The sequence below is a fragment of the Scopulibacillus cellulosilyticus genome, from assembly GCF_042665295.1.
GTDB classification, from domain to species: domain Bacteria; phylum Bacillota; class Bacilli; order Bacillales; family Sporolactobacillaceae; genus Scopulibacillus_A; species Scopulibacillus_A cellulosilyticus.
In genome coordinates, this window is record NZ_JBHTCO010000044.1 from 82,692 (window position 1) to 105,361 (window position 22,670).

Here is a 22,670-nt window from a genome sequence, read left to right on the forward strand (position 1 = left end):
CAGCCTAAATTTACGTACTTATTTCATTTATATGTGGATTTGAGCATTTAATAACTGGAATAATTATTTTTGCTTTCAATTATTTATCAAAAACCATTGTTATTGTCTAACCTTTTGGAGGTAACTTCAATTATTATTCAGCAACCTAACAATCTACTGAATTACTAAAAAACCTTTTCTTCTTAACTTAGAGAATAGGCCCATTCATTTAAAATATCAGAGTCATTAACCCATTATATGTAATTATTAAATTTTTAGCTTGGGGAGGATAGGAACCGTTGGAGGTTGTCATAATAAGGCGTAAAAACACGAATATATTATTTGATGGTGACTAATTGATGCCACTTTTCAGGAACAAGATATCATTCGGGGAATTAAACACTGAGAATTTTCATTGTACAAAGGCCAAATGAGGCTTTTTTCTTTTAATTTGTAACTCATGATGGCTATCTATTACATATTGTTGAAGAAATCATAATATATAAAAGCTGGAAATTTCGAGCAATATAGGAGGGAGCCATTTGTTAATTATTAAAGGAAAAGAAGTCAAATTTGATACAATGAAAAATAATACCGGTGCTTTTTTCGGAGAGACTTTCATCCCAACGTGGAACGGCCATTTTAAAGAAAATCTTAATGTAACAAGTATTTCATTACCTTCCTACTCATCGCCAACAATGGGGTCTATTAATATTATTAACGACAACGATGGTTTGGATTACATTGGTACAACCAGTGACTTCACCATTGAAAATAAATGAGGAAACATCTAGTCACCAAAAACTGCCGTTAAGCACCTTTTGGTGACCTTTCTTACGATTTTCTTTCAGATTTTTTGTTTTTTTTGGTTTTGTTTTTCAATTTTTTAGTCTTGGTTTTAACTGATTTCTTTGCTTCCCCAGCCTTCTTTGTTTTAGTATTAGAATTGGAGGATTTCGGGTATGTTTTCAATTTGGATATGGTTATTTGATTGGTTTCCGGGTCATCTTTTATAACAATTTGCTTCGCATTTTGTTCATTTGTAATAACGAAATCCAAACCGTCTTTATCTATGATAAGATTCAGGTTATTGTTATTAGTGTTTCCACTAATATTTGTATTGGACTTTGTAAACACATCCCAGTTGGGCTCAAAATTGCTGCCAAAAAAAACACCAGAATTATCCGACATTGATTTAATATTTAAATCATTTAAACTGATAACAATCAAATCTTTTCCCTCCATAAATCACTTGTCCTTATTTTATGCAAGTCTAGTGTTAAATGGAAGGGACACACATCTTCAAATATGAAATTGGTACTATAATCAAAAAAAATGAGCTCCCCCAAAAAAGGTACAGCTCATTTTCATTATTCAATTATTAGATTTCCCCCCATGTTAGATCCTGATCATTGATATAAGTGTCAATATAATCATTATCAAAAATCATATTTAGGTTTTGGAAGGTTGCATTGTTAGCATATTTATTTGGAGGGCCCGATACGGTTGCAGATATGTTCTGTTTTCCATGGGAGCCCCAACCATACCCTTCATTCTCTCCGTTAAAAATACCTGCGTTATCCAAAGCAGTTGTGCATGTAATCGTATCATAAACTATCTTTAACGGCATTATTTTAACCTCTCCTAATTAATTTTAATTACTAAACGGCTTGGTAACTAACACCAAATGCAGCATCTTGGTCATTTATAGTGGCATCAACCGCATCAAGGTCTTCAACGTAACTAAAGTTCGCATACGTGGGCATGCCACTTCCTTTAATATAAATGTTTTGATTCATCTTAAAATGAGAGTTCCAACCAAAGATTTGGTTTTGGCCATTTAATACCCCTGCATTATCGGCAGAGTATTGAAGGTAATTAAGATTATACGCAATAAGGACTGCCATTCATCTTCCTCCCATCTATATAAATTCGATTAAAACGATTGACCTATTGCTCCGGCAGATAAATCCTGATCGTTAATCGTTGCATCAATCCCGTCATCATCTCTAACAATTGTAATGTTTCCAGCCGAGGGATTAACAAAGCCGGTAAGATTTAAATTGTTGTTTTGTTTAAAATGCGAATTCCAACAAAAACCTTGGTTTTCACCATTAAAAACACCTGCATTATCCAATGCTGTAGCCTCGACATTGGCATTATAGAAAATGGCAAGGGTCATGGATTATTTTCCTCCCTTTTACTGAAATAAGTTTACCTTAACATTTAGTTACCTTTATCTTCATCCGATTGTCTGAGTAGGTGCGAAATATCAAATTCTTTTACGGGTTCTTCTGATATTTTAAATAACTTTACTTCCAATAGATCTTTCTTAAATCCCAATTTTGTTTCTCCAGGAACCACAGCCTTTGGCAATGGGATTTGTAATAGCGGCTTGCTTCCTTCTTTACCAATAAAGGTGATTTGATAATTTGTTAACATCATTTTTTTAGGGTGTCTATTCGTTTCACTGGGTATTTGAACCCTTAGAATCAGTTCATCATGTGTTTCAAAGGCTTGATAGTTTAATTCCTGTTCAGCCTGCCCTTGGTGAGCGGGACTCTGCTGATTGCTTTGGGCATTTGGACTCCCTAAACCCGAGGTAGTTCCTTTTCGGCGTTTCCGTAAATCGCTTATATCTGGGATGTTGGAACGATCAAAATTTTTGGCTAAGGGATGTTGATTTAAATTCCTTTGATTTATTTTCTCTTTACCTGTTGGTTCTAATCCAGTTTCGCCTGAGGAAGTCAGGTTATTTGGTATGGCATTCCCGATTTGCTCTTGAAGGAATTTTCCAAACATTTCAGGGTCAAATGGATTTGGAAAGTTCGTTTGCTTAAAAAATTTTTGTATTATTTCATCAAAAGGTTGCTGCAAACAAATCCTCCTCCTCTCAAGTTTGTTTGGATCCCCGGCATTTTCCATTTTCCATGACCCTAATTCAGAGTCTAATTACAGTGACTATTATCTAATCTAAGGTATAGTATTCAGCTACAGACAAAAAGTGTGTTTTTTAATTCCGGTATTAATCGCTGCGGGTCTGATCTCATAAGCTCCTTAATGGGGTCTCACCGAACGCGGAAAACATGCGCCAAGGATTCCGTCTAGAACAAATGTTTTTTAAACTCATTGATATCATTGGAAATATTCCATTGAACTCCTCCTTAACCCATGATATGTATCCCTATAATTTGTGTTCGACCTTAAGCACCATCAGTGAAGTAATTTTGTTTTGTATTAACAATAATCTCGTTATAAGAATGACAAACCCGATTCTCCTTTTTAAGAAGAATCAGGTTCTTCGGGTAAATCGTTTGGTTGTTTACATAATCCGACTGATACTAATGAAAAAACCTATCCCTTTTTAACACCGTTACGCAGGATTTATTTATTAAAATCTTGTAGTAAGATATGCAAGTGATGCGCGTGGCAACGTTAGATAACCATAGTAATAACTAGGAATGTTGTCCCTAGAACTATACCCTGCTGCATCTGGTGCTCCGTACACCCTAGTTTCATAAATATCTCCAACATGGTCAGTCCCTATGTTACCGACATGATTGCTGCCAATATTTATTGGAACAACAATATGAATGTTTTGGCCATCAACATGGCCGAGAATACCATCAAAAAGTTTCCCATCAACCGTACTTAACTTTATGGGTTTATTTATATGTTTTGTTAATTCACTCAAATCATGGAGTGGGATATATTTAAAATTTGCCATGAACATTACCCCCTATATTTAATGTCCTAACTATAATATTCAGTTAAATTATTTATGACTATTCCAAGTGAATGGGAATACCAGTCAGAAAAGAGGGAAATCTGGTTCAAGGGGTTCTAAGACATTAAGCGGAGATAAAATCCGCGAAATGACGGCGAAACCCCATATATAGCCAATATTTACCTCTTTTATAAAAATTTCCCTCCTAAACCTTTGCCATAAAAGCAAAAAAAGATTGCCATTTAGGCAATCGAATTTCACCTTAGTAATGCCGTATTAAATCAACAACAAGCTGCATAGATTAAAAAATTTTTAAGGGTAACAAATTCTGCAGGTCTGTTTTTCTTTAAACAATGGCATTATGAAATTGATTCTATTAACTGTACAAAAACTTAGAAGAAGGGACGCCTTTGATTCAACTTAAACAGTACAAAAAATAAGAGTCTGTTCTGGATATATTCCCAAACAGACTCTTATAAGCAATACCAATTTATAAAATTTAATATAGCAACTGTTCTATATTATTAAACCTTAGATATTCCCCTGACAGGGTTATAAGGTGTCAAGTCCATTTCAACAGGCTCATCAATAGTCATTTTAGCGGCCAAACAGCCAACATATGGCCCCATTGTCAAACCTGAAGCTCCGAGCCCTGTCGCAATGACTAGTCCTGAAATGTTAGGAACAGTGCCAAGCTGCGGAAGAATATCCGGTCCAGCCGGACGAAAACCAATGCGCACCTCATGCATTGTTCCGGCTGAAAGACCCGGAGCTACTGAAAGCGCTTCGCGAATAACCTCTCCAAGTCCTCCTACAGTCACACGATAATCAAAACCAGCTCCTGTTTCCCTTGTCGCTCCGACAACGACTCTAGAATCCGCGAAAGCTAGAAGATAATGGCTGCTTTGCGGAAGAACGACAGGCCATTGCGATGTATCCTGTTCAGGCATCTGTATATGTAAGATCTGTCCTCGTTGGGGTTCTACGGTTAATTCTACACCTAAGGGCTTCAGTAACTTCGATGTCCAAGCGCCAGCCGCAACAACTGCAGCATCGGCAGAAATCCATTCATTATCTAGGTATGCACCTGTCACCTTTCCATTTGTCACTGCTAAACGAGCTTCACCTGCTTTATATTCCGCGCCATGTTTCTTGGCGGCGCATTGGAGGGCATCGCGAAGGAGCCGTCCGTCAAGTCTCGCTGCGCCGGTTACATGGACAGCTGCCAGATCTTCACGTAAAGGCGGGAATAGACGTCTCGCTTCTTCTGCAGTTAAGCGGGAGATATCGCCGACTTCGGGTGTATTCATCTTCCGCTGTCTTACTTTTTGTTCTATTTTATCAAGCTCTTCCGGATCATTGCTTACACTTAACGCCCCAACCTGACTGTAGCCAAAATCTTCTTCCCCGTCCTCTTTAAGTTGAGAAATAAGTGAAGGGTAATACAATGCACCCGCTTTCGACATCCTATACCAATCCGGATCATCAACATTAGAAATCCATGGGCATATAATTCCTGCTCCCGCCGCTGTCGCTTGCCCCTGGTGACATTTATCAATCATAATCACTTCTGCACCCTTTTTTGCAAGGTGATAAGCAGCACTTGAACCTAATATCCCTGCACCGATTACGATTACTTTTTTCATCTTAACACTTTCCTTTCTCAAAAATAGAATTTTTTATTAATAGTTAACTAGTCAATCCCGCGCATATAATGGTGGATTTGCGGTGCAAACAGATACATCACAATGCCCAATACAATAACAACGCCCCCAACAATACCAAAATAAGCAGCTTCAGTATTTGTACTGTAAAAGTGAACCACCTGAGCACTGATTCCCTGGGCAGTTGAATCAGAAATCATCCACAAACTCATTAGCTGGGCGGAAAAGGCTGTTGGCGCCAGTTTAGTCGTTGCCGATAAGCCTACCGGTGATAAGCACATCGCACCAACGATAACTAAGAAATAACTTGCAACCAACCAAAATGGATTGACCTTTCCGGAATGTGAAACAATTGCCGGTATCGTTAAAATTAAAAAAGATAAGCCGGCAAAAACAAGTCCATAAGCAAATTTCCTTGGTGTATTTGGCTGCCGCCGTCCTAATTTCATCCATATCAAGGCAAAGGTCGGTGACAATATAACAGTAAATATTGGATTAAGCGACTGAAACCAAGAAGAAGGAATAGAAAAGCCAAAAATCTCTAAATCCGTTCTATGGTCAGCATATGCCGCAAGCACAGTTGACCCTTGTTCATCAATAATCCAGAAAAATATAGAAGCAATGAAAAGAAATATATAAGCACGGAGCCTTGATCTTTCAACTGCAGTTGTTTTTTTACTTGACAGCATGACTGCAAAATAAATGATTGGAATGACGAGTGAGAGAATTGTTATGATATTTACGATGCTTTTTATCCCCAATAGACCGGTTAATTCAAGAACAGCGATCAATATGACGGCAAACAAAATACCCCCGCCGACTTGAAATAACACCCGGGAACGTTCTTCCGATGTTAAAGGATTCTTAGGAGATAACGATACAGCTGGAAGCGTGCGCCGGCCGCTGAACATATAAACGGCGAGCCCTAATGCCATGCCGATAGCCGCAAAACTAAAACCGAGATGATAATTAACCTTTTGCCCAAAGGTTCCGACAATATACGGGGCAATAAAAGCGCCAATATTAATGCCCATATAATAGATGCTAAAACCAGCATCCCGCCGCAGATCATCCTTAGCATACAAGTCGCCGACAACTGTGGAAATATTAGGTTTAAGCATCCCTGTTCCTAAAACAATTAATGCCATTGAAATAAATAATGCTGTTACACCGCCGGGAATTGACAGTACAATATGGCCGCACATAATCAAAACACCGCCGTAAAAAATAGAGCGACGCGATCCTAACAACCGGTCGGCAACCCATCCTCCGACAATACTTGACATATATACGAGCGCGCCATATGCTGACATCAAAGCAATAGCTGTTGATTGATTGATCCCTAAACCTCCGTGACTTACCTGATCGTACATGTAATACAAAAGGATTGCCCGCATACCATAATAGGAAAATCGTTCCCACAACTCGGTAAAAAACAATGTTGATAAGCCCAGCGGGTGACCGAAGAAACCGTATTGCGGCGGCGGGGGTACTTCAGTTTTTTTAGAATTCAATCCAGTATCTCCATTGGAATCCACCTTAAAACACCCCTTTTCGACTATTTTAAAAATATTCAGTACATTGTTTATAAAAAGAAGCGGTGAATAAATAGCATTTTATTTTAAATTTAGGATCAATAATAACGGTATTATCATAAAGTTATAATATTATAATTTTATAAACTATTATTTTTTAAGAAAACTATTTTAAGTTAAATTCAATATAGTAGTTTGCCTTATCTTGTCTAATAATAAATTTCGAATATTCCACTGGCCTTCCTTTATCCGCATAAGTCACCCTTTCTAATACAATAAGCGGCGTCCCTTCTTCAATTTGCAAAAGATCTGCTTCATAGTCATTAGCACTGATTGTTGAAAAATGAATTTTTACTTTTTCCAGCTGAACATCATCATTTTCTTGAACGACATTGTATATAAGGTCTTTTTCAGTAAGCAGCGGTGAAAAATTTGGGCACAAATCATAGACAAGATAGGAAAACTCTAATGCTGCAGGTACCTCATCCTCAAATTTCAGACGAATTAAATGAATCAGCTGATCTCTTTCGCTTAAATCTAGTTTTTTTGCGACTGTTTTCTCAGCTTTACCAATTGAATAATGTAAAAGCTTATGGGGATTGACTTCTTCATTTTCCGTCCCGAATGTCACGACATTAAAAATATTATTTTCTTTTACTTGTTTTGAAACAAAGGTTCCCTTACCTCTAACTCGATAAAGTTTCCCCTTATTGACTAGTTCTTGAAGAGCCCTCTTCACTGTAATCGTGCTAACGTTATAAAGCTTTGCAAGTTCCTTCTCTGTTTGTAATTGATAGCCTTCTGCCCATTCTCCGGAAATTATTTTATCTTCAAGAATTTCTTGTACCTGATAATATAATGGAGTCGGTAAGTCCTTGTTAATTTCCATTTCTGTTCCTCCAAATAAAGTTATAACTTTATCATTTATATTACTTTCTCAATTAGTTGATGTCAATATTTTTGGAATATTATAATATAATCAAACCATGATGTTGTTATTTATAATTGTTTACTTTTTTGTTTACATGGTTTTAATTTAACACTAAATGAATTTCGTAATTAAGAGTTTAAAAATGTTCATTTTATTATGGGAGGCAGAAACAAAATGAAATCTAATCAACAGGAATTTTTGACGGATCAGGCCGACCGCTTTGACGCAGTCATCGTTGGAGCGGGATTTTCGGGATTGTACATGCTTTATCGTTTGCGTGAAGCTGGTTTCTCAGCCCGTATCTATGAAGCGGCCGATGGTGTCGGCGGCGTTTGGTATTGGAATCGTTATCCAGGGGCACGCTGTGATTCGGACAGCATTTATTATAATTACACATTCTCTGATGAACTTATCAAAGAATGGACATGGTCTTCAAGATATCCTGAGCAACCGGAAATTCTGCGTTATCTCAACTTTGTTGCAGATAAGTTTGATTTGCGCCGAGACATCCAATTCAAAACAAGAATCACATCTGCCCACTATAATGACGGGAATAGCATGTGGAATGTTCTCACGGACGACGGCACAAGTGTGTCAGCAAATTATTTCATTACTGCAGTTGGCTGCCTCTCTTCTGCCAATATACCTAACTTTAAGGGATTAAACAGGTTCGAGGGCGAGTGGTACCATACCGGAAACTGGCCGCACGAAAAGGTAGATTTCGAGAGTAAAAGAGTTGGTGTCATTGGTACCGGCTCTAGCGGTGTTCAATCCATACCAGTTATTGCAAAAGAAGCAAAACACCTTACGGTATTTCAACGAACGCCGCAGTACAGCGTCCCGGCAAGAAATCATCCGTATAATGAAGCATTCATACGGGAAACGAAAGAAAATTACAGCGAAATTAAAAAGCAAATGCTTGAATCCAGGGTTGGTATACCTATAAAGCGTAACGATCGGTCGGCACTGGATGATACACCTGAAGAACGCAAGCTGAAATTTGAGGAGGCATGGAATAAAGGAGGCATTTGGACACTCGGAGCTGCCTATAATGATTTGGCAATAAACGAAGCGGCTAACGAAACGGCAGCCGAATTCATCCGCGTTAAGATAAAAGAAAAAGTCCATGACCCTGAGGCAGCCAAGAAATTAATGCCATCGTACTATTATCTTGCCAAACGTCCAATCTGTGACACACATTATTATGAGACCTTTAACCGTGAGAATGTTACCTTAGTAGATGTTAAGGAATCACCTATTGAGAAGATCACATCTAAAGGTGTGAAAACGACAGAAACGGAATATGAATTGGACACTTTAGTTTTTGCCACTGGGTATGATGCGATGACAGGACCCTTATTTAAAATAGATATCTGTGGTAAAGAAGGCAAAGCACTAAAGGAAAAATGGGACAATGGGGCACAGACGAGAACGTACCTTGGAATCGCAACCGCCGGATTCCCGAACTTCTTCATGATTACCGGACCTGAAAGTCCTTCTGTCATCAGCAACATGCCAGTGTCAATTGAGCAGCATGTTGAATGGATAGCGGATTGTCTTCAGTATCTTCGAGTTCATAATATAGAAACAATTGAGGCAAAGACGGAAGCAGAAGAGGCTTGGAGCAAGCATTGCAAAGATGTCGCCGACGCCACGCTCTACTCCAAAACGGAGTCCTGGTATACGGGTGCGAATATCGCCGGTAAGCCCCGCGGATTTCTTATTTATCTTGGCGGTGTTGATCAATACCGGAAGATATGTAACGACGTTGCGGATAAAGGTTATAAGGGATTTTCTTTGATGTCGTCTGGTAAGACGGCGTTACGTTAATAAATTTAATAATGTAATTATTCTTGGACAAAATTACCAGAAAAAAGGAGAAGGCCCCTTTATTAAACGTCCGTTTACCCAGACCAATACTTTTAGAAAGAGGGCCTTCTCATAGAGAATTCATATCAAAAAATATAAAACCTCCTCAAACCTTGATCTGAAGAGATTATTTCACAGTATTATAAATGTCAATAGGCGAATTCCTTTTAACGCTTCAAAAAATCAATCAATTCTTTTAATTCTATGTCTGCCATTGATTCCATACGATGATCCACATCGCCAAATGACATTGTTGCAGTAACCTCATTCGGTACAATGACACAATACATTCCAGCCCGTTTTGCTGCAAGCGAGCCGTTTAATGAATCTTCGAATGCTACCGCTTCTTCCGGTTTGACACCAAGACATTCAGCAACTGTTAAGTATAACTCCGGATCCGGCTTCACGCGCTTCACATCGTCTCTTGTACGAATACAATCGAAGGATTGCAATAACCCGAGCCGTTCCAGATGCCCACTCACCCAATCGTAACCTGAGCTTGTTGCAAGACCAATTTTTAACCCAAGCGCTTTTGCCTTTAGTAAATAATTTTCTACACCGGGTCTTGCCTTGTCTGTTTCTAATTTAGCCAAAACTTTTTTCTGCCAACGGGTATTAAACTTATCCCTATCAATGGATTGAGAAATTTGCATTTCAAGATAGCTTATTTCATCCCAATCATCCAAATGTGTTCCGATACATCTTTGCCACACACTAAGCGGCATTTCTGCTTTATATTCTCGAAACAGCTCCTGAATCACCTGAAAGTGTCGTGTTTCCGTGTCAATAATTAATCCGTCAAAATCAAAAATCACCGCTTTAATCATTCAACTTCACATCCTTTTTCAGCTCGGCTTTACAAACTTACAATAGGCTCTGTTTAATTATAGAAAAGGTTGATACTAAAACAAAGATTGATGTCTATACATGAAAAGTCTATTCATTCACCCAGCTGTTTCAATTATATTTAAATACATCAATTTGTTTCTTACCAGTCTCTACTGCATGACTTACTATTTTTTCAAATTAAATCCCAGTAGTTATTCTAAATCGGAAATTGGATCCAATAGATATTGGATCCATTTCTCATTAATGTTCAATCGACTGGTGTATTTTTAAAATATTGAACCTGTCAATAAATAACATAATACAAGCATTTTCGTTAAATTTTCATATCACATTCACTCATATTTTGATTTTTAACTTTACTTTTTAAAACTTGATCAAAGTCTTTAAAAACTTTTACCCCTAAGTCAATACCCTTGTCTGTTGCAATCCGATAAGCTAATAGCTGAAACGGCATGACCATCAAAAGCGGGCTCATGAGTTCGTCAACCTCAATATCTAATGCAAGTGTTTTTTCGTCCGCTTTGTCACCTAAACTTGTAATTGTAAAGCAATGTTCGGTATAAGGGCGGAAATACTGTTTCAATTTTTCGGATCTCTCTGTAACCGCACTATCGGTTTGAATAAAGAACAAACCATGCGTATCGTTTAATTCCAAATATGGACCATGCATATAAGCTTCTAACTCAAATCCTTGTGACGGTACCCTAATCGTTTCAGTGAATTTTGTTTCACATTCTTTTGCTGTTCCGACTGTTGGGCCGTATCCAATGGCTGAAAAGCGCGGAATAGAAGTAAGTTCCTCTGCGTGTTGTTTATAAAACTGTTCCGATTTTTCAATGATAAACGGAATTTGCTTTGTTAACTTTTCCAATTTTCCAACTTCTGATTTTGCATCTTCTTTTTTTAAATAACCAACAGTTAATCCAGCAGTAATGCCTATTAACATAGCTGTCAGCACAGTTGCCGTAAATCCTTTTGTGACAAATCCTACTTTTTCAATACCGCAGCCAATATCAATCACTTTATCCGTATGGTGGGTTATAGGGCTGTCCAACCGTGACGTTAAAGCAACTGTCGACAGTTTTCCACTTTCATGAACTTTTTTCAAAGCCTCAATCGTGGAATAGCTTTGCCCGCTTTGAGAAACGGCAATAACTAAATCTGTTGCATCACTTACTTTTTCATAATGGACAAAATTAAACGGCTCTTTAATTTCAATGGATACACCTGCAGACTTTTCAATGTAATATTTTGCGCTTAACATGGCATTTAAACTAGAACCAGTGGCTAAAATAAGCCAGTTTTTTGGTTTTTTTTCTGCTGCCAGTTGTTTAAAAGGCTTTAAATTATTTTCATAGTTATTTAAAATTTTGCGGCAGGTTTGCTCTTCCTCAAGAATATAGGTCATCATCGTTTCTTTCATTATTATTCAAATCCTTTCTTAAAACGATTATTTTACTCCGAAAATTCCAATCCATGTTCCTAATATACTAACAACGGCAATCCCAATTAGAATACTTGTTGCCTTTGCCCCTTTGCCAAGCAGCCAATAAATAATGCCAAACGCACATAACGGCAACAATCCCGGCATTATATTATTTAATATTCCTTGGACACTCGAAGCACTATGACCGCTGCCAATCTTCAATGGAACATGCATATTAATCATTGTGGCACTCATTCCGCCAATCACCATTAATCCCAGGATGGCTGCACCAAACGTCAAGTTGCCCATTGCTCCGCTTTGTTGCAATCGCTGCAAAAACCCGGTTCCCAACTTATAACCAAACCCTGTTAAAATATATCTAATAACAATATGAGGTATATTGAAAACTAGTAAAAATAAGATTGGGCCAAGGATGTTGCCATGTAAAGCAAGCGATGTACCAATACCTGTTGCGATAAGACGCAGCGTTCCCCAGAAGAAAGAATCGCCTATGCCTGCAAGCGGTCCCATTAAGGAAGCCTTTACATTGTTAATTGAATCCGATTCGAACTTCTGATTTTTTGCATTCTGCTCTTCCATGGCAGCTGATACACTTAACATCATCGTTACGATATATGGTGTTGTATTAAAAAATTCTAAATGACGCTTCAATGCTTTCGATAAATCTTCTTTCTTTTTATATAACTTTTTTAAAATTGGTATCATAGCATATACGTAACCAATATTCTGCTGCCTTTCGTAATTCCATGAAAATTCCATTTGAAACGAGCGCCAAAACAAGCGATTGAGATCTTTCTTACTTAATTCATTAGATGGTTTATTTTCAACCGGCGTTTGATGTTCATGTTCAGAAGTCTTCATCGTCGTCATCAATGACTCCTCCCTCGCTCACAGCCATTTGCGGCTTTTTGGTTTGCATCACGTTAACCATAATAACAGCAACAATAGCGCCAAATATTGCAATACCTGTGACAGGAACATGTAAATATGAAGCAATGATAAAACCTAAGAAGAAATAAGGGACAACTTTTTTATTGATAAGTAATCTTGCTAACATAGCAAAGCCAAGTGCTGGGAGAATCCCTGTTGCTACCTGCAATCCATTTTTAACAAAACCTGGAATAGCATCTAATACATGCTTAATTGCATCACTTCCTAAATAAAATGAAACAGTCACAATTATAGCTATCAAAAGAGATTGGCCAAACCCGCCGATTAAATGCATCATTTCAATTTTTCGCGTATTCGCCTCTTCCGCGTATTTATCAGCCTTATGTGACAGCATCGGTAAAAAAAACCCGATATAAATATTTTTTAAAATAAGTGTTAATGTTGCGATTGGCAATCCAAGCAATAATGCTGTTTCTGCCCCAGCATGTGAAGAAATTGCAAATGCTGTACCTAATATTCCTCCTGTAGCCATATCGGGCGGAAGTGCTGCTCCAACAGAAAATGAACCGATAAAAGCTAATTCCAAGGTAGCACCCATAATAATACCCGTTTTGATATCACCCATTACCATTCCTGTCAGCAATCCGGTGACAATAGGCCGTGTTAAAAGACATGTTCCTAAGGCGAACTCGCATGTGACAACAAAAGCCACGAGCCCTAGTAAAAGCGCAGTAACCATATTCTAACTCCCTTTATTAGAATTTTTATAGAACACTTTCGGTGAAAATCTTTTTATCATTTGGAACTTGTCTGATTTCCACTTCAACTCCTTGCTTGACCATCTTTTTCACTAACTCTTCCTCTTCTGGTGTAAGATTAACGGCTTTAGAAATATTGCGGGTGCCTTCTTTTGCTTTAACACCGCCTAAGTTAACTTGCCGAATTTCCGGATAGGCGCTAACAAGTTTTTCGGCATCTGCCACTGATTCAACCACAATAAAAAGTTTATATTTATCAGTAACGCCATCTTGCAGCGCTTTAATTGAGTCTTCAATATTCTTGATCACTAATTTAACGCCTTGTGGTTTTGCTAATTTTATCGTTGTTTTCCGCAATTCATTAACCGGCACGTCATCATTCGCTATTAAAATGCAATCCGCCCCTAAGTTTTGAGTCCAGGAAAAAGCCACCTGTCCATGTAATAACCGATGATCAACACGTAACAATTTAATCATTTAAAAACATTCCTTTCCTTTTTAAAAGTCTTCATCTTTTCCCGCTTGGGATAACTGATAGTTGCAATATTGGATTGAATTTTTTGCGTTACGCAGTGCAGTCTTTATCATTTGATCGGTATCACTATTCACCCGGCTAAGTGAAATAAGTTCAATCACTAACGGTAAATTTAACCCAGCAATTAAATAGATACGCCGGTCATTTAATAAATTCATAAATTCATTGTTAACGCTTCCACCGAAGATATCTGTTACCACTATTAATTCATCTTCGGCGGATATGCTCTCTATGATTTTTGTAATTTCAGACTTAATGTCTTTATTTTCTTTGGTGTAAGCATTAATGGTCCGAATGTTATTTTGCTTTCCCATGATAAGTTCTACTGAATCGAGAATCCCATCAGCAAATCGTCCGTGCGATGCAAATAAAAAATATCTCACCGATTGTCTCCCCCCTTTTATAAAAGCTTTTATTTTTTTATAAGCAAAAAATGTGCCAATCAGTGGCTTTATAATTTCATATTGACTAAAAATTCAAACTTCCATTGCTGTACTGGGTTTCCTCAACTAAATAATCATAGATATAACCAATTTCAGCAAGATTGATTTTGACATTATAAATATTTTCTATGACACTAAATGCTTCTTTTATATGATTAATCATTTCCTCTTGACACTGTTCCAGTTCCTCGATATTTGCATAGTTTTCAATCGGAGCTTGTCTAATTAAACGCTCGACCAAACAACTAATATGAACATATAATGCTATCTTTTTATCATTTGTCAGCCGTTTGTTTAAAAGCATTTCTAACCGATTAATGAATTCTTCAACATGGGTTAGGATTTTTTGAGTATCTAAAATCGTAACAGACTCTATGACACGTTCAAGCGAACAATTTCGTATAAGATTATTGTTAATTTCTTGAATCTGGTCATCACTGAAAAAACGCTGAAACGTTTTACGCATTTTTGCCTCACCTTGACCAGAAATTAAGTCTTCAAGAGAAATATAATCGACTTGTTTAAGACCCGGATCAGCCGTACCCACAATCGCCATGACTTGGTACATTTGAAAAATGGCTTCCGATGTCCCATGTTCCTTTAACCGATGATAATCGTGAGCAATAATTTTGATTGATAAATCCTCAGGGATACTTGCTTCAAGCAATTTCTGAATTTGAATGGCTGTTCCCATGCCAGTCAAACATGAAGTAACAATCACTTTTTCTTTGTCGCTTTGAGGGTAGATGATGCTATACTCTGTTTTGTTGGCATGTTGAAGTTTCTCAACGATTTCTTCCAAATACAGTTCCTTATCAAGCAATTCGCCAAGGAATAAGGCCATTTGTGTCGTTACATTATTAACAATAGCGATTGGACCATTAACATGATCCTGAAATTTCGAATAGATGTCCTTTAATGAACCCATGTCTACTAAAATAACGAGACCCCTCGATACATCATTGGCTTCAATATAATTCAAAACTCTAGTTGAAATTTCTTCTACAGAAACATCAATTGGCATATCAAAAGCTTCATAAATATTACACCCCAACAACCGATTCACAACGTTCGCTATACTGCTTGCCGTTGCATAGCCATGAGCCAGAATAACTGCCTTTACTTTGCTGTTCGTACATTCAATAGACATGCTTTTTAAATAAAAAGCAAGGAATATTTCATCAATTTTATATAACTTGACATCCAATTTAGTTTGTAAGAGATGAACAAACTGTTTGGCCAATTGCTGTTCCATTTTCCAATTCGAGTCTACAAATTGATTGATTTTGTCAATGACGGCTTTCTGTTTATCCGTCCATCGTAATTCTGTATTCCCCTTATAATATAGAAAGTGCGCCATTGCAAAAACGCTATTGCCGTTAAATTTAACATTATACGTATTTTCAAGAAAGCGAATAATTTCTTGAACATTAACCGTTGTAAATTCCAACATAATTCCTGTATTTTCCTTAGATGTATTAAAAATAAGGTTATCAAATAAAACAAGTATCTCATTAAAAACATGTTGTTCAAAAAAGGTTTGATCACTCTTTTTCAGTAAGTAAGCTTGAAAGAGGTCTAAGATATTATCATATGTTTTTTTGATCAGTTGCAATCTTGATAGACTTGATTCATAGAGCTGATCCAACGTAGAACCTGGCGAAATCACGATTTCATTATTCTGTTTATATTTATTATCAGTGTAACGAATGGTGTTTTCTAAAATATCCTCGGGCAAGTCATGAAGCGTAATTGCTACTTCTTGTTCGTTCGTTTTTTTCATAAAGGCAGCAGCTGTGATATATTTAATCGTATTTTTCAAATCTCCTATATTTCCGGAATAACTATGCTTAATTAAAACATCGAGCGTTCGGCTGGAAATTTTTAACGGTAAACCAAGTTTTCGGGCTTCATCAATTAAAAACAGATAGACCATTTGTTTTTTCTCTTTCTCTCCTCGTTCATCAAGCCCGGGAATCCATACGCGAATTGGAATACGGCGTATAAATGTCTTTAGAAAACTCTCTTCTAAATTCTCTGTTGTTGCAAAAACAAGACGGACATTAGCTCTGTGTCCTCCATCACTTTCACCCATTCGCCGAAAAACACCTTGATCCATAAAAGTAAATAATTTTTCTTGCCCTTCTTCATTTAGCCGATGCACTTCATCTAAGAAAAGAATTCCGCCGTCAGCCGCATCAAGCATTCCTTTTTTCGTTGAATCGGCACCTGTAAAGGCTCCTTTTACATAACCAAACAAATTGCTTGACAGCAACTCCCGATTATTTGCATATTGGGCACAATTAAAGCTTATAAACGGTGCATCATTAGAAAGGACTCCTTTTTCAATACTGTATTGAAAAATAAGGTTAGCTATAAAGCTTTTTCCAACACCAGTTGGTCCATTTAATATAATTGGCAGCCCGCCGTCAGGATAAAAAATTGAACTCTTTATCTGTTCTATCGATTTATATAAACTTCCATCAGACCCAATTAAACGATCAAATAAATCATCATTAATCTTTGTTTCCACCCTGCTCTCTTTTAGTTCCTGGAAACTTCCAAATGTACAAGTGAGCAGCCGAAAAAACTTTTGCTCAAAAACAGCCCGGCTTAAAAAATATACCGGTCTAGTATTAATTTTAATGACGAGTTCATCTTTAACCATTCGATTCAGGTAATGACTGACCGTGTTCCGTTTCACATGAAAAACTTCAGATATCCTCGTAGCGGTAAAATTTTCTGAAGGATGATCCCAATTAAATTGGCTTGTTTCATTATCAAGATACGAAAGCAAATCTTCTTTTAACATCTTACTCACCACCTAAAGTAATACAGTATAATGTTTTCAATCAATTGCTTAATTTGATTGATTGACAATTACATGTTACCATATCATTTAAATGGTTTTTTTCAAAAATTAATACTCTTATAACAATCGGTTTAAATTTACGATTTTAAAATATTTTCCCCATTATATCCCAACAAAAAAACACAGCGCCTATTTGCATAAGGCGCTGTGTTTTTTCACATGATTCAATTATGCAACGACATCATAACCTTGATCTTCAATAGCCTCTTTCATTTGATCAATAGAGACTTTGCTGCTGTCAAAGCTCACGTCAACTTTACCTTCGCTAAGATGTACTTTAACATCGGATACACCGTTTAATTCTTTCAATGCGCTTGTCACAGCTGCTTCACAATGGCCGCATGTCATACCTTGAACATTAAGTGTTGTGTTTTCCATAATTAAAATCTCCTCTTTTATCATGATTTATATTTTTACACGCTTGAGTCGCAATGAGTTTGTTACAACTGATACGGAGCTGAATGCCATTGCAGCTCCGGCAACCCATGGGGCGAGTAATCCGATTGCTGCAATTGGGATACCGATAGCATTATAGAAAAGTGCCCAGAATAGATTTTGGCGAATATTTCCCATTGTTTTTCGGCTCAGCTCAATCGCTCTCGGTATATGATCTAAGTCCCCGCCGACAAGCGTAATGTCAGCTGTCTCAATAGCTACGTCAGTACCTGTGCCAATGGCCATGCCGATATCGGCAGCGGCTAAGGCAGGTGCATCATTAATACCATCGCCAACCATCGCTACTTTCATGCCTTTCTTTTGCAGCATTTGTACTTTTTCTGCTTTGTCTTCGGGAAGAACCTCCGCGAAGACATGATCAATACCCGCCTGTTCAGCAATGGCATGGGCTGTTCGCGCGTTATCACCAGTGATCATATAGACATCAATGCCAAGTTCTTTCATCTTTTTGATGGCTTGAGCCGAAGATTCTTTAATAGTATCCGCGACTGCTATGATGCCCTTTATCTCATGATCATAAGCAATCAGCATTGCTGTCTTGCCTTCTGATTCAAGTTGGGACATTTTATCTTCTAGACTGGCATAATCAATGTTTTCTTGTTTCATTAACCTGCGGGTGCCGATGAACAATGATTTTCCATTTACCTCAGCCTGAATACCATGACCGGGTACCGCTTCAAACGAATCAATCTTGGTTTTTTCAATGCCTTGTTCATCTGAGTAGTCAACAATTGCTTGGGCTAATGGGTGTTCGCTTGATTTTTCAGCGGCTGATACCATCGACAGGATCATTGAACTTTCTTCCTTATTTAAAGGTAAGAAGTCAGTCACTTCAGGTTTTCCTTTAGTAATTGTACCTGTTTTATCTAGTAAAACGGCATTCAGTCCTTGCGTTGTTTCTAAGTATTCACCTCCTTTAAAGAGAATACCGCGTTCAGCTCCTTTTCCTGTACCGACCATAATTGAAGTCGGTGTCGCGAGCCCTAAAGCGCATGGACAAGCAATAACCAAAACAGCGATGGCAGGTTCTAACGCTTGTGAAAGGTTACCTGGTGATACAAAAATGATCCATAATAAAAAGGTAAGAACGGCTATACCAATAACAATTGGAACAAAAATGCCTGAAATAACATCAGCTAAGCGTTGAATAGGCGCTTTAGATCCTTGCGCTTCCTCGACGATTTTAACAATACCTGCAAGAGCAGTATCCTTGCCAACTTTCTCGGCCTTCATTTTAATCGTTCCGTTTTTATTTAAAGTTGCACCGATAGCTGTATCACCTGCGGATTTTTCAACAGGGAGCGATTCGCCGGTAATCATCGATTCATCAATCGAGGAGCGGCCTTCGATAACGGTACCGTCTACAGGTATTTTTTCGCCGGGTTTAACAAGAAGCTGATCGCCGACTTGCACTTGGTCAACTGGAATCTTAATTTCTTGGCCGTCGCGAATGACGGTTGCTTCTTTTGCTTGAAGATCGAGAAGCTTTTTAATTGCTTCAGTCGTTCGTCCTTTTGCTTTAGCTTCAAATAATTTTCCTAATAGAATAAGAGTAATTAGAATGGCACTTGTTTCAAAGTATAAATCAGGTTTTGCCAGCGCGCCAAATTGATAGCGTACCGCTTCGACCAAGCTGTAAAAATAAGCGGCGGAAGTGCCTAAAGCAACCAGCACGTCCATATTGGCGCTTTTATTTGAGAGTGCCCGGAATGCACCGATATAGAATGGTCCGCCAATATAAAATTGAACAATAGTAGCAAGAACAAATTGAAACCATTGGTTCATTAAAATACCCGGCACAGGTAATCCTGTGTCAAAAGGCAAGTGGGCTGCCATTGTGTAAAGAAGCGGCAGAGATAGAATGATTGAAATGATCAGCTTTATCTCCTTAGCCCTGATTTCTTTCTCCTTGGCATTTTCCTTTTCTTTTTGATCTTGTTTAAGAACAGCCTCATAGCCAAGTTTTTTCACTTTATTCGTAATGTCCTCTAAATTAACAATACCTGGTTCAAATTCAACGGTTCCTGATTCTGCCGCCAGGTTAACATTAGCCATTGTAATGCCGTCCATACGCTTAAGACCTTTTTCAATACGGTTGGCACATGCCGCGCATGTCATCCCTTTAATATCCAAATCAACTTTTTCTTTTCTAACGCCGTAGCCAAGTTTCTCTATTCTGGATACAACATCATTAGGGTTCACTTGATCTTCATCAATTTTCACATTAGCTTTTTCTAAAGCCAAGTTGACATTAGCATTAACGCCGTCCATCTTATTCAATACTTTTTCAATACGAGATGAACAAGCAGCACATGTCATACCCGTAATGCCAAGCTTTAATTCCTTGCTCATATCTTCCACCTCCCAGCTTATTTAGAGAATTGCTGGATAACCTTCATCAATTCATCGATGTGATGCTCGCCTTCTCCTTCTTTAATAGCACTGGCTACGCATGTTTTCGTATGGCGTTCAAGCAATGAATACCCAGCTTTTTTAAGAGCGGCTTGAATAGCAGAAATTTGAATTAAAATATCAACACAATAACGGTCATCCTCAACCATCTTTTGAAGCCCTCGAACTTGGCCCTCGATTCTTTTCAGCCGATTGACAATTTGTTTCTTTTCTTGTTCACTTCTCGGAATCTTTGGCTGTTTTTCCGGCTGCATATCTATATCTTCAAAATGATGTTCACACATTGCCTTCACCTCTTTATCGTTTGATTGTATTATACCCCGGTAATGTATTTTACGCAAACCCTTTGTTTGATGTTATTGTTTTTTTAAAACTCAATAGGGGTATAAGGTTTCACATCCCATGTTTAACTCCTTTTCTGACAAGATACCAGTTTGCCGGGTAGCTTGTACAGAAACCAAACATCATTGCCAATTGCATCATAAACCAAAAGACGGCAGTATTAGGCATGGGCGGGCTGGTAAAGAAGACATAGTGGACAAGCGCCATCCAAATGAACATACCGATTTCAAAACAGATAAGCGATAACGTATCTGCTTTTATTGCATCTTTCAACGCTTCCCCGGGATGATCATGTTTTTGGAACCCCATTCCGTAATACTGAAAAGCAATGCCAAAGAGATACGCCAAAATAAATTCAACAACATAATCAGCAAATAACATACTTCCGGCAATTGTCAAACCTAACGCAAATACGAGCGGCGCACCGATTAAATCGCCGAGCGAACAGCCGCTGCTGCAATGTGTGGTTGATACCAGTACGCTTTGCCAGAACGGTTTTTTACTGTGGCTGTGATGGACCATGTGCTCATGATGCGGCATGTCCAAACTCATATCCATTCCCGTTTCCATATCCATATGGCTCATATCCATATGGCTCATATCCATATTCATTTTTCCTTTTTCCCGACCAAGTTTAAAATAAGCCCATATACCAAAGACCGGAAAATATAAACCTGTTAACGGCCAAACGATATTCATAATCGGCATCATTTTTTGCGGATAACGAATGATATCAATGAGAATAATGATAGCTTGGAAAATTCCTATTGCAATTGCCGCGTAGGAAATAATGTTTAACCAAATCATTCTCGAATCTCCCTCAATTAAAATTAATTCAACCATTTATACAATACCCCCGTTATGTATTAAAGTAAACACATTTTATTATAAAAAGTTTTCGCATAGAATCGAAATTCTATGCGAAAATATTAGGGTATCACCTTAGCCTTTTTCAAAAATAATCTTTACTTATCTACATAATAAAACGAGCTTGCCTTAAGGCAGCCCGTTTTATTTAATGTATTTTATTATATATTTTTCCAGGACTTCTCCGCTGCTTATTCCTAAAAGGTTTGACCGTTAAACCGTTATTCAACAAATAAAATTCAGCTTTAGTGTTTATATAATAGTTTTTCAAAGATAAGAATAACCCAGCTTTTTAGAGATCTCCATAGCCGCTTTCTTTACTTTTTTAATTAATTCCGGCAAACGGTCTTCTTGGTAACGCGCCTCAATTCCGGCAACGCTAATCGCGGCAGCCACTTGATTTTGACCATTTAATACTGGCGCACTTACAGATGCTGTATAATTTTCTAATTCAGATCGGGTAACGACATAACCATTTTTTCTTGCTTCATCTAATGATTGACGGAGCACATGCTTATCTGTAATCGTGCCAATTCCAATCGGCTTTAAATCTGTATTTTCAATATAAGTTTCTTGTTCACCCTTTGGCAGATAGGCAAGAATAATTCGGGATTCGCCGGCATAGAGCGGCGACCGTCGTCCAACTGAAGTATATAAACGTACAGGTTGCGGTGTATCTAATTTTTCAATATACATCGCTTCGTTCCCGTATCTGACAATCAGATTCACAGCTTCTTCCACATCATCCCTAAGTTCTTTCATGATGGGCCGGGCAATTGTCCGAATATCCAGACGATCGGCTACAAGCTGCCCGAACTGTAAAAATAATAATCCAAGTGAATAATAACCTTCTTCATCTTTTGTTAAGAATCCCATTTCTTCAAGCGAACCAACCATCCGATGTAAAGAGGTTTTCGGAATACCTGAGTATTCCATCATTTCATTAAAAGTGAGCTTTGAATGGTTCAGGAAAAGTTTAAGTATTTTCATAGATTTTACAACCGTTTTATTACTGGCCTGCATAGCATTTCTCCTTTATATTACTATATTTCAAAGCTCAGGGCTTAATAGAAAAGAAGGCCTATATAAATGT

General features: G+C 37.8%; 23 protein-coding genes. 2 read left to right on the forward strand and 21 right to left on the reverse strand.

The features are described from left to right. Positions 1-521: 521 nt before the first annotated feature. Complete coding sequence (locus ACFQRG_RS20770; RefSeq protein WP_380969801.1) at positions 522-761, forward strand: hypothetical protein; 240 nt, start codon at positions 522-524, stop codon at positions 759-761. 52 nt (positions 762-813) lie between these two features. Here the strand turns inward: ACFQRG_RS20770 and ACFQRG_RS20775 are convergent, their stop codons facing one another. The 9 genes from ACFQRG_RS20775 to ACFQRG_RS20815 all read right to left on the reverse strand — a co-directional run bounded on the left by ACFQRG_RS20775 (position 814) and on the right by ACFQRG_RS20815 (position 7,794). Beyond that, on the reverse strand, positions 814-1,209 hold the full coding sequence (locus tag ACFQRG_RS20775) for a hypothetical protein (protein ID WP_380969804.1): 396 nt from the start codon (positions 1,207-1,209) through the stop codon (positions 814-816). 151 nt (positions 1,210-1,360) lie between these two features. Further along, the gene (locus ACFQRG_RS20780; RefSeq protein WP_380969806.1) at positions 1,361-1,609 is read right to left on the reverse strand and encodes a hypothetical protein; all 249 of its coding nucleotides are present in this window, start codon (positions 1,607-1,609) and stop codon (positions 1,361-1,363) included. 31 nt (positions 1,610-1,640) lie between these two features. Beyond that, positions 1,641-1,886, reverse strand: a complete 246-nt coding sequence (locus tag ACFQRG_RS20785) for a hypothetical protein (protein WP_380969808.1) — start codon at positions 1,884-1,886, stop codon at positions 1,641-1,643. Positions 1,887-1,915: 29 nt separating this feature from the next. Continuing rightward, positions 1,916-2,161 carry a hypothetical protein gene (locus tag ACFQRG_RS20790; protein ID WP_380969810.1) on the reverse strand — a complete coding sequence of 82 codons (246 nt, stop codon included), beginning with the start codon at positions 2,159-2,161 and terminating at the stop codon, positions 1,916-1,918. Positions 2,162-2,205: 44 nt separating this feature from the next. Beyond that, complete coding sequence (locus ACFQRG_RS20795) at positions 2,206-2,856, reverse strand: CS domain-containing protein (protein WP_380969811.1); 651 nt, start codon at positions 2,854-2,856, stop codon at positions 2,206-2,208. Between the two features lie 514 nt (positions 2,857-3,370). Continuing rightward, complete coding sequence (locus ACFQRG_RS20800; RefSeq protein WP_380969813.1) at positions 3,371-3,706, reverse strand: hypothetical protein; 336 nt, start codon at positions 3,704-3,706, stop codon at positions 3,371-3,373. A 524-nt stretch (positions 3,707-4,230) separates the two neighbouring features. Continuing rightward, on the reverse strand, positions 4,231-5,352 hold the full coding sequence (locus ACFQRG_RS20805; protein ID WP_380969815.1) for an NAD(P)/FAD-dependent oxidoreductase: 1,122 nt from the start codon (positions 5,350-5,352) through the stop codon (positions 4,231-4,233). A gap of 47 nt (positions 5,353-5,399) precedes the next feature. Further along, a complete protein-coding gene (locus tag ACFQRG_RS20810) occupies positions 5,400-6,908 on the reverse strand; it encodes a peptide MFS transporter (protein ID WP_380969817.1) in 1,509 nt (502 codons plus the stop codon). A 163-nt stretch (positions 6,909-7,071) separates the two neighbouring features. Then, positions 7,072-7,794, reverse strand: coding sequence for a GntR family transcriptional regulator (locus tag ACFQRG_RS20815; RefSeq protein ID WP_380969819.1), 723 nt, complete (start codon positions 7,792-7,794; stop codon positions 7,072-7,074). 216 nt (positions 7,795-8,010) lie between these two features. On the opposite strand from ACFQRG_RS20815, the gene ACFQRG_RS20820 reads away from it, so the two are divergent. Next, positions 8,011-9,666 carry a flavin-containing monooxygenase gene (locus ACFQRG_RS20820; RefSeq protein WP_380969822.1) on the forward strand — a complete coding sequence of 552 codons (1,656 nt, stop codon included), beginning with the start codon at positions 8,011-8,013 and terminating at the stop codon, positions 9,664-9,666. A 206-nt stretch (positions 9,667-9,872) separates the two neighbouring features. Here the strand turns inward: ACFQRG_RS20820 and ACFQRG_RS20825 are convergent, their stop codons facing one another. The 12 genes from ACFQRG_RS20825 to ACFQRG_RS20880 all read right to left on the reverse strand — a co-directional run bounded on the left by ACFQRG_RS20825 (position 9,873) and on the right by ACFQRG_RS20880 (position 22,600). After that, complete coding sequence (locus ACFQRG_RS20825) at positions 9,873-10,532, reverse strand: HAD family hydrolase (protein WP_380969824.1); 660 nt, start codon at positions 10,530-10,532, stop codon at positions 9,873-9,875. A gap of 335 nt (positions 10,533-10,867) precedes the next feature. After that, complete coding sequence (locus ACFQRG_RS20830; RefSeq protein WP_380969826.1) at positions 10,868-11,977, reverse strand: SIS domain-containing protein; 1,110 nt, start codon at positions 11,975-11,977, stop codon at positions 10,868-10,870. A 27-nt stretch (positions 11,978-12,004) separates the two neighbouring features. Then, on the reverse strand, positions 12,005-12,871 hold the full coding sequence (locus ACFQRG_RS20835; RefSeq protein ID WP_380969828.1) for a PTS system mannose/fructose/sorbose family transporter subunit IID: 867 nt from the start codon (positions 12,869-12,871) through the stop codon (positions 12,005-12,007). Further along, positions 12,849-13,631, reverse strand: a complete 783-nt coding sequence (locus ACFQRG_RS20840; RefSeq protein ID WP_380969830.1) for a PTS mannose/fructose/sorbose/N-acetylgalactosamine transporter subunit IIC — start codon at positions 13,629-13,631, stop codon at positions 12,849-12,851. The genes ACFQRG_RS20835 and ACFQRG_RS20840 overlap by 23 nt, the downstream gene beginning before the upstream one ends. Before the next feature lie 25 nt (positions 13,632-13,656). Beyond that, positions 13,657-14,127 (reverse strand): PTS sugar transporter subunit IIB, encoded by a 471-nt coding sequence (locus tag ACFQRG_RS20845; protein ID WP_380969832.1) that lies wholly within the window; start codon positions 14,125-14,127, stop codon positions 13,657-13,659. Positions 14,128-14,148: 21 nt separating this feature from the next. Then, entirely contained in the window at positions 14,149-14,568 is a 420-nt protein-coding gene (locus ACFQRG_RS20850) for a PTS sugar transporter subunit IIA (protein WP_380969834.1), read from the reverse strand. 85 nt (positions 14,569-14,653) lie between these two features. Continuing rightward, a complete protein-coding gene (locus ACFQRG_RS20855) occupies positions 14,654-17,440 on the reverse strand; it encodes a sigma 54-interacting transcriptional regulator (RefSeq protein WP_380969836.1) in 2,787 nt (928 codons plus the stop codon). Positions 17,441-17,668: 228 nt separating this feature from the next. Next, entirely contained in the window at positions 17,669-17,878 is a 210-nt protein-coding gene (copZ, locus tag ACFQRG_RS20860; RefSeq protein ID WP_380969838.1) for a copper chaperone CopZ, read from the reverse strand. A gap of 27 nt (positions 17,879-17,905) precedes the next feature. Next, positions 17,906-20,308, reverse strand: a complete 2,403-nt coding sequence (locus ACFQRG_RS20865) for a heavy metal translocating P-type ATPase (RefSeq protein ID WP_380969840.1) — start codon at positions 20,306-20,308, stop codon at positions 17,906-17,908. Between the two features lie 17 nt (positions 20,309-20,325). After that, positions 20,326-20,652 carry a metal-sensing transcriptional repressor gene (locus ACFQRG_RS20870; protein ID WP_380969843.1) on the reverse strand — a complete coding sequence of 109 codons (327 nt, stop codon included), beginning with the start codon at positions 20,650-20,652 and terminating at the stop codon, positions 20,326-20,328. A gap of 109 nt (positions 20,653-20,761) precedes the next feature. After that, the gene (locus tag ACFQRG_RS20875; RefSeq protein WP_380969845.1) at positions 20,762-21,553 is read right to left on the reverse strand and encodes a DUF4396 domain-containing protein; all 792 of its coding nucleotides are present in this window, start codon (positions 21,551-21,553) and stop codon (positions 20,762-20,764) included. Between the two features lie 291 nt (positions 21,554-21,844). Further along, positions 21,845-22,600 (reverse strand): IclR family transcriptional regulator, encoded by a 756-nt coding sequence (locus tag ACFQRG_RS20880; RefSeq protein WP_380969848.1) that lies wholly within the window; start codon positions 22,598-22,600, stop codon positions 21,845-21,847. Positions 22,601-22,670 lie beyond the last annotated feature (70 nt).

What these genes read in the sequence shown, in the direction of transcription:
- copZ (WP_380969838.1), bottom strand. Translation starts at nt 17,878, where the DNA reads ATGGAAAACACAACACTTAATGTTCAAGGTATGACATGCGGCCATTGT.
- ACFQRG_RS20840 (WP_380969830.1), bottom strand. Translation starts at nt 13,631, where the DNA reads ATGGTTACTGCGCTTTTACTAGGGCTCGTGGCTTTTGTTGTCACATGC.
- ACFQRG_RS20790 (WP_380969810.1), bottom strand. Translation starts at nt 2,161, where the DNA reads ATGACCCTTGCCATTTTCTATAATGCCAATGTCGAGGCTACAGCATTG.
- ACFQRG_RS20780 (WP_380969806.1), bottom strand. Translation starts at nt 1,609, where the DNA reads ATGCCGTTAAAGATAGTTTATGATACGATTACATGCACAACTGCTTTG.
- ACFQRG_RS20820 (WP_380969822.1), top strand. Translation starts at nt 8,011, where the DNA reads ATGAAATCTAATCAACAGGAATTTTTGACGGATCAGGCCGACCGCTTT.
- ACFQRG_RS20845 (WP_380969832.1), bottom strand. Translation starts at nt 14,127, where the DNA reads ATGATTAAATTGTTACGTGTTGATCATCGGTTATTACATGGACAGGTG.
- ACFQRG_RS20835 (WP_380969828.1), bottom strand. Translation starts at nt 12,871, where the DNA reads ATGACGACGATGAAGACTTCTGAACATGAACATCAAACGCCGGTTGAA.
- ACFQRG_RS20805 (WP_380969815.1), bottom strand. Translation starts at nt 5,352, where the DNA reads ATGAAAAAAGTAATCGTAATCGGTGCAGGGATATTAGGTTCAAGTGCT.
- ACFQRG_RS20855 (WP_380969836.1), bottom strand. Translation starts at nt 17,440, where the DNA reads ATGTTAAAAGAAGATTTGCTTTCGTATCTTGATAATGAAACAAGCCAA.
- ACFQRG_RS20870 (WP_380969843.1), bottom strand. Translation starts at nt 20,652, where the DNA reads ATGTGTGAACATCATTTTGAAGATATAGATATGCAGCCGGAAAAACAG.
- ACFQRG_RS20815 (WP_380969819.1), bottom strand. Translation starts at nt 7,794, where the DNA reads ATGGAAATTAACAAGGACTTACCGACTCCATTATATTATCAGGTACAA.
- ACFQRG_RS20830 (WP_380969826.1), bottom strand. Translation starts at nt 11,977, where the DNA reads ATGAAAGAAACGATGATGACCTATATTCTTGAGGAAGAGCAAACCTGC.
- ACFQRG_RS20880 (WP_380969848.1), bottom strand. Translation starts at nt 22,600, where the DNA reads ATGCAGGCCAGTAATAAAACGGTTGTAAAATCTATGAAAATACTTAAA.
- ACFQRG_RS20865 (WP_380969840.1), bottom strand. Translation starts at nt 20,308, where the DNA reads ATGAGCAAGGAATTAAAGCTTGGCATTACGGGTATGACATGTGCTGCT.
- ACFQRG_RS20800 (WP_380969813.1), bottom strand. Translation starts at nt 3,706, where the DNA reads ATGGCAAATTTTAAATATATCCCACTCCATGATTTGAGTGAATTAACA.
- ACFQRG_RS20785 (WP_380969808.1), bottom strand. Translation starts at nt 1,886, where the DNA reads ATGGCAGTCCTTATTGCGTATAATCTTAATTACCTTCAATACTCTGCC.
- ACFQRG_RS20875 (WP_380969845.1), bottom strand. Translation starts at nt 21,553, where the DNA reads ATGGTTGAATTAATTTTAATTGAGGGAGATTCGAGAATGATTTGGTTA.
- ACFQRG_RS20825 (WP_380969824.1), bottom strand. Translation starts at nt 10,532, where the DNA reads ATGATTAAAGCGGTGATTTTTGATTTTGACGGATTAATTATTGACACG.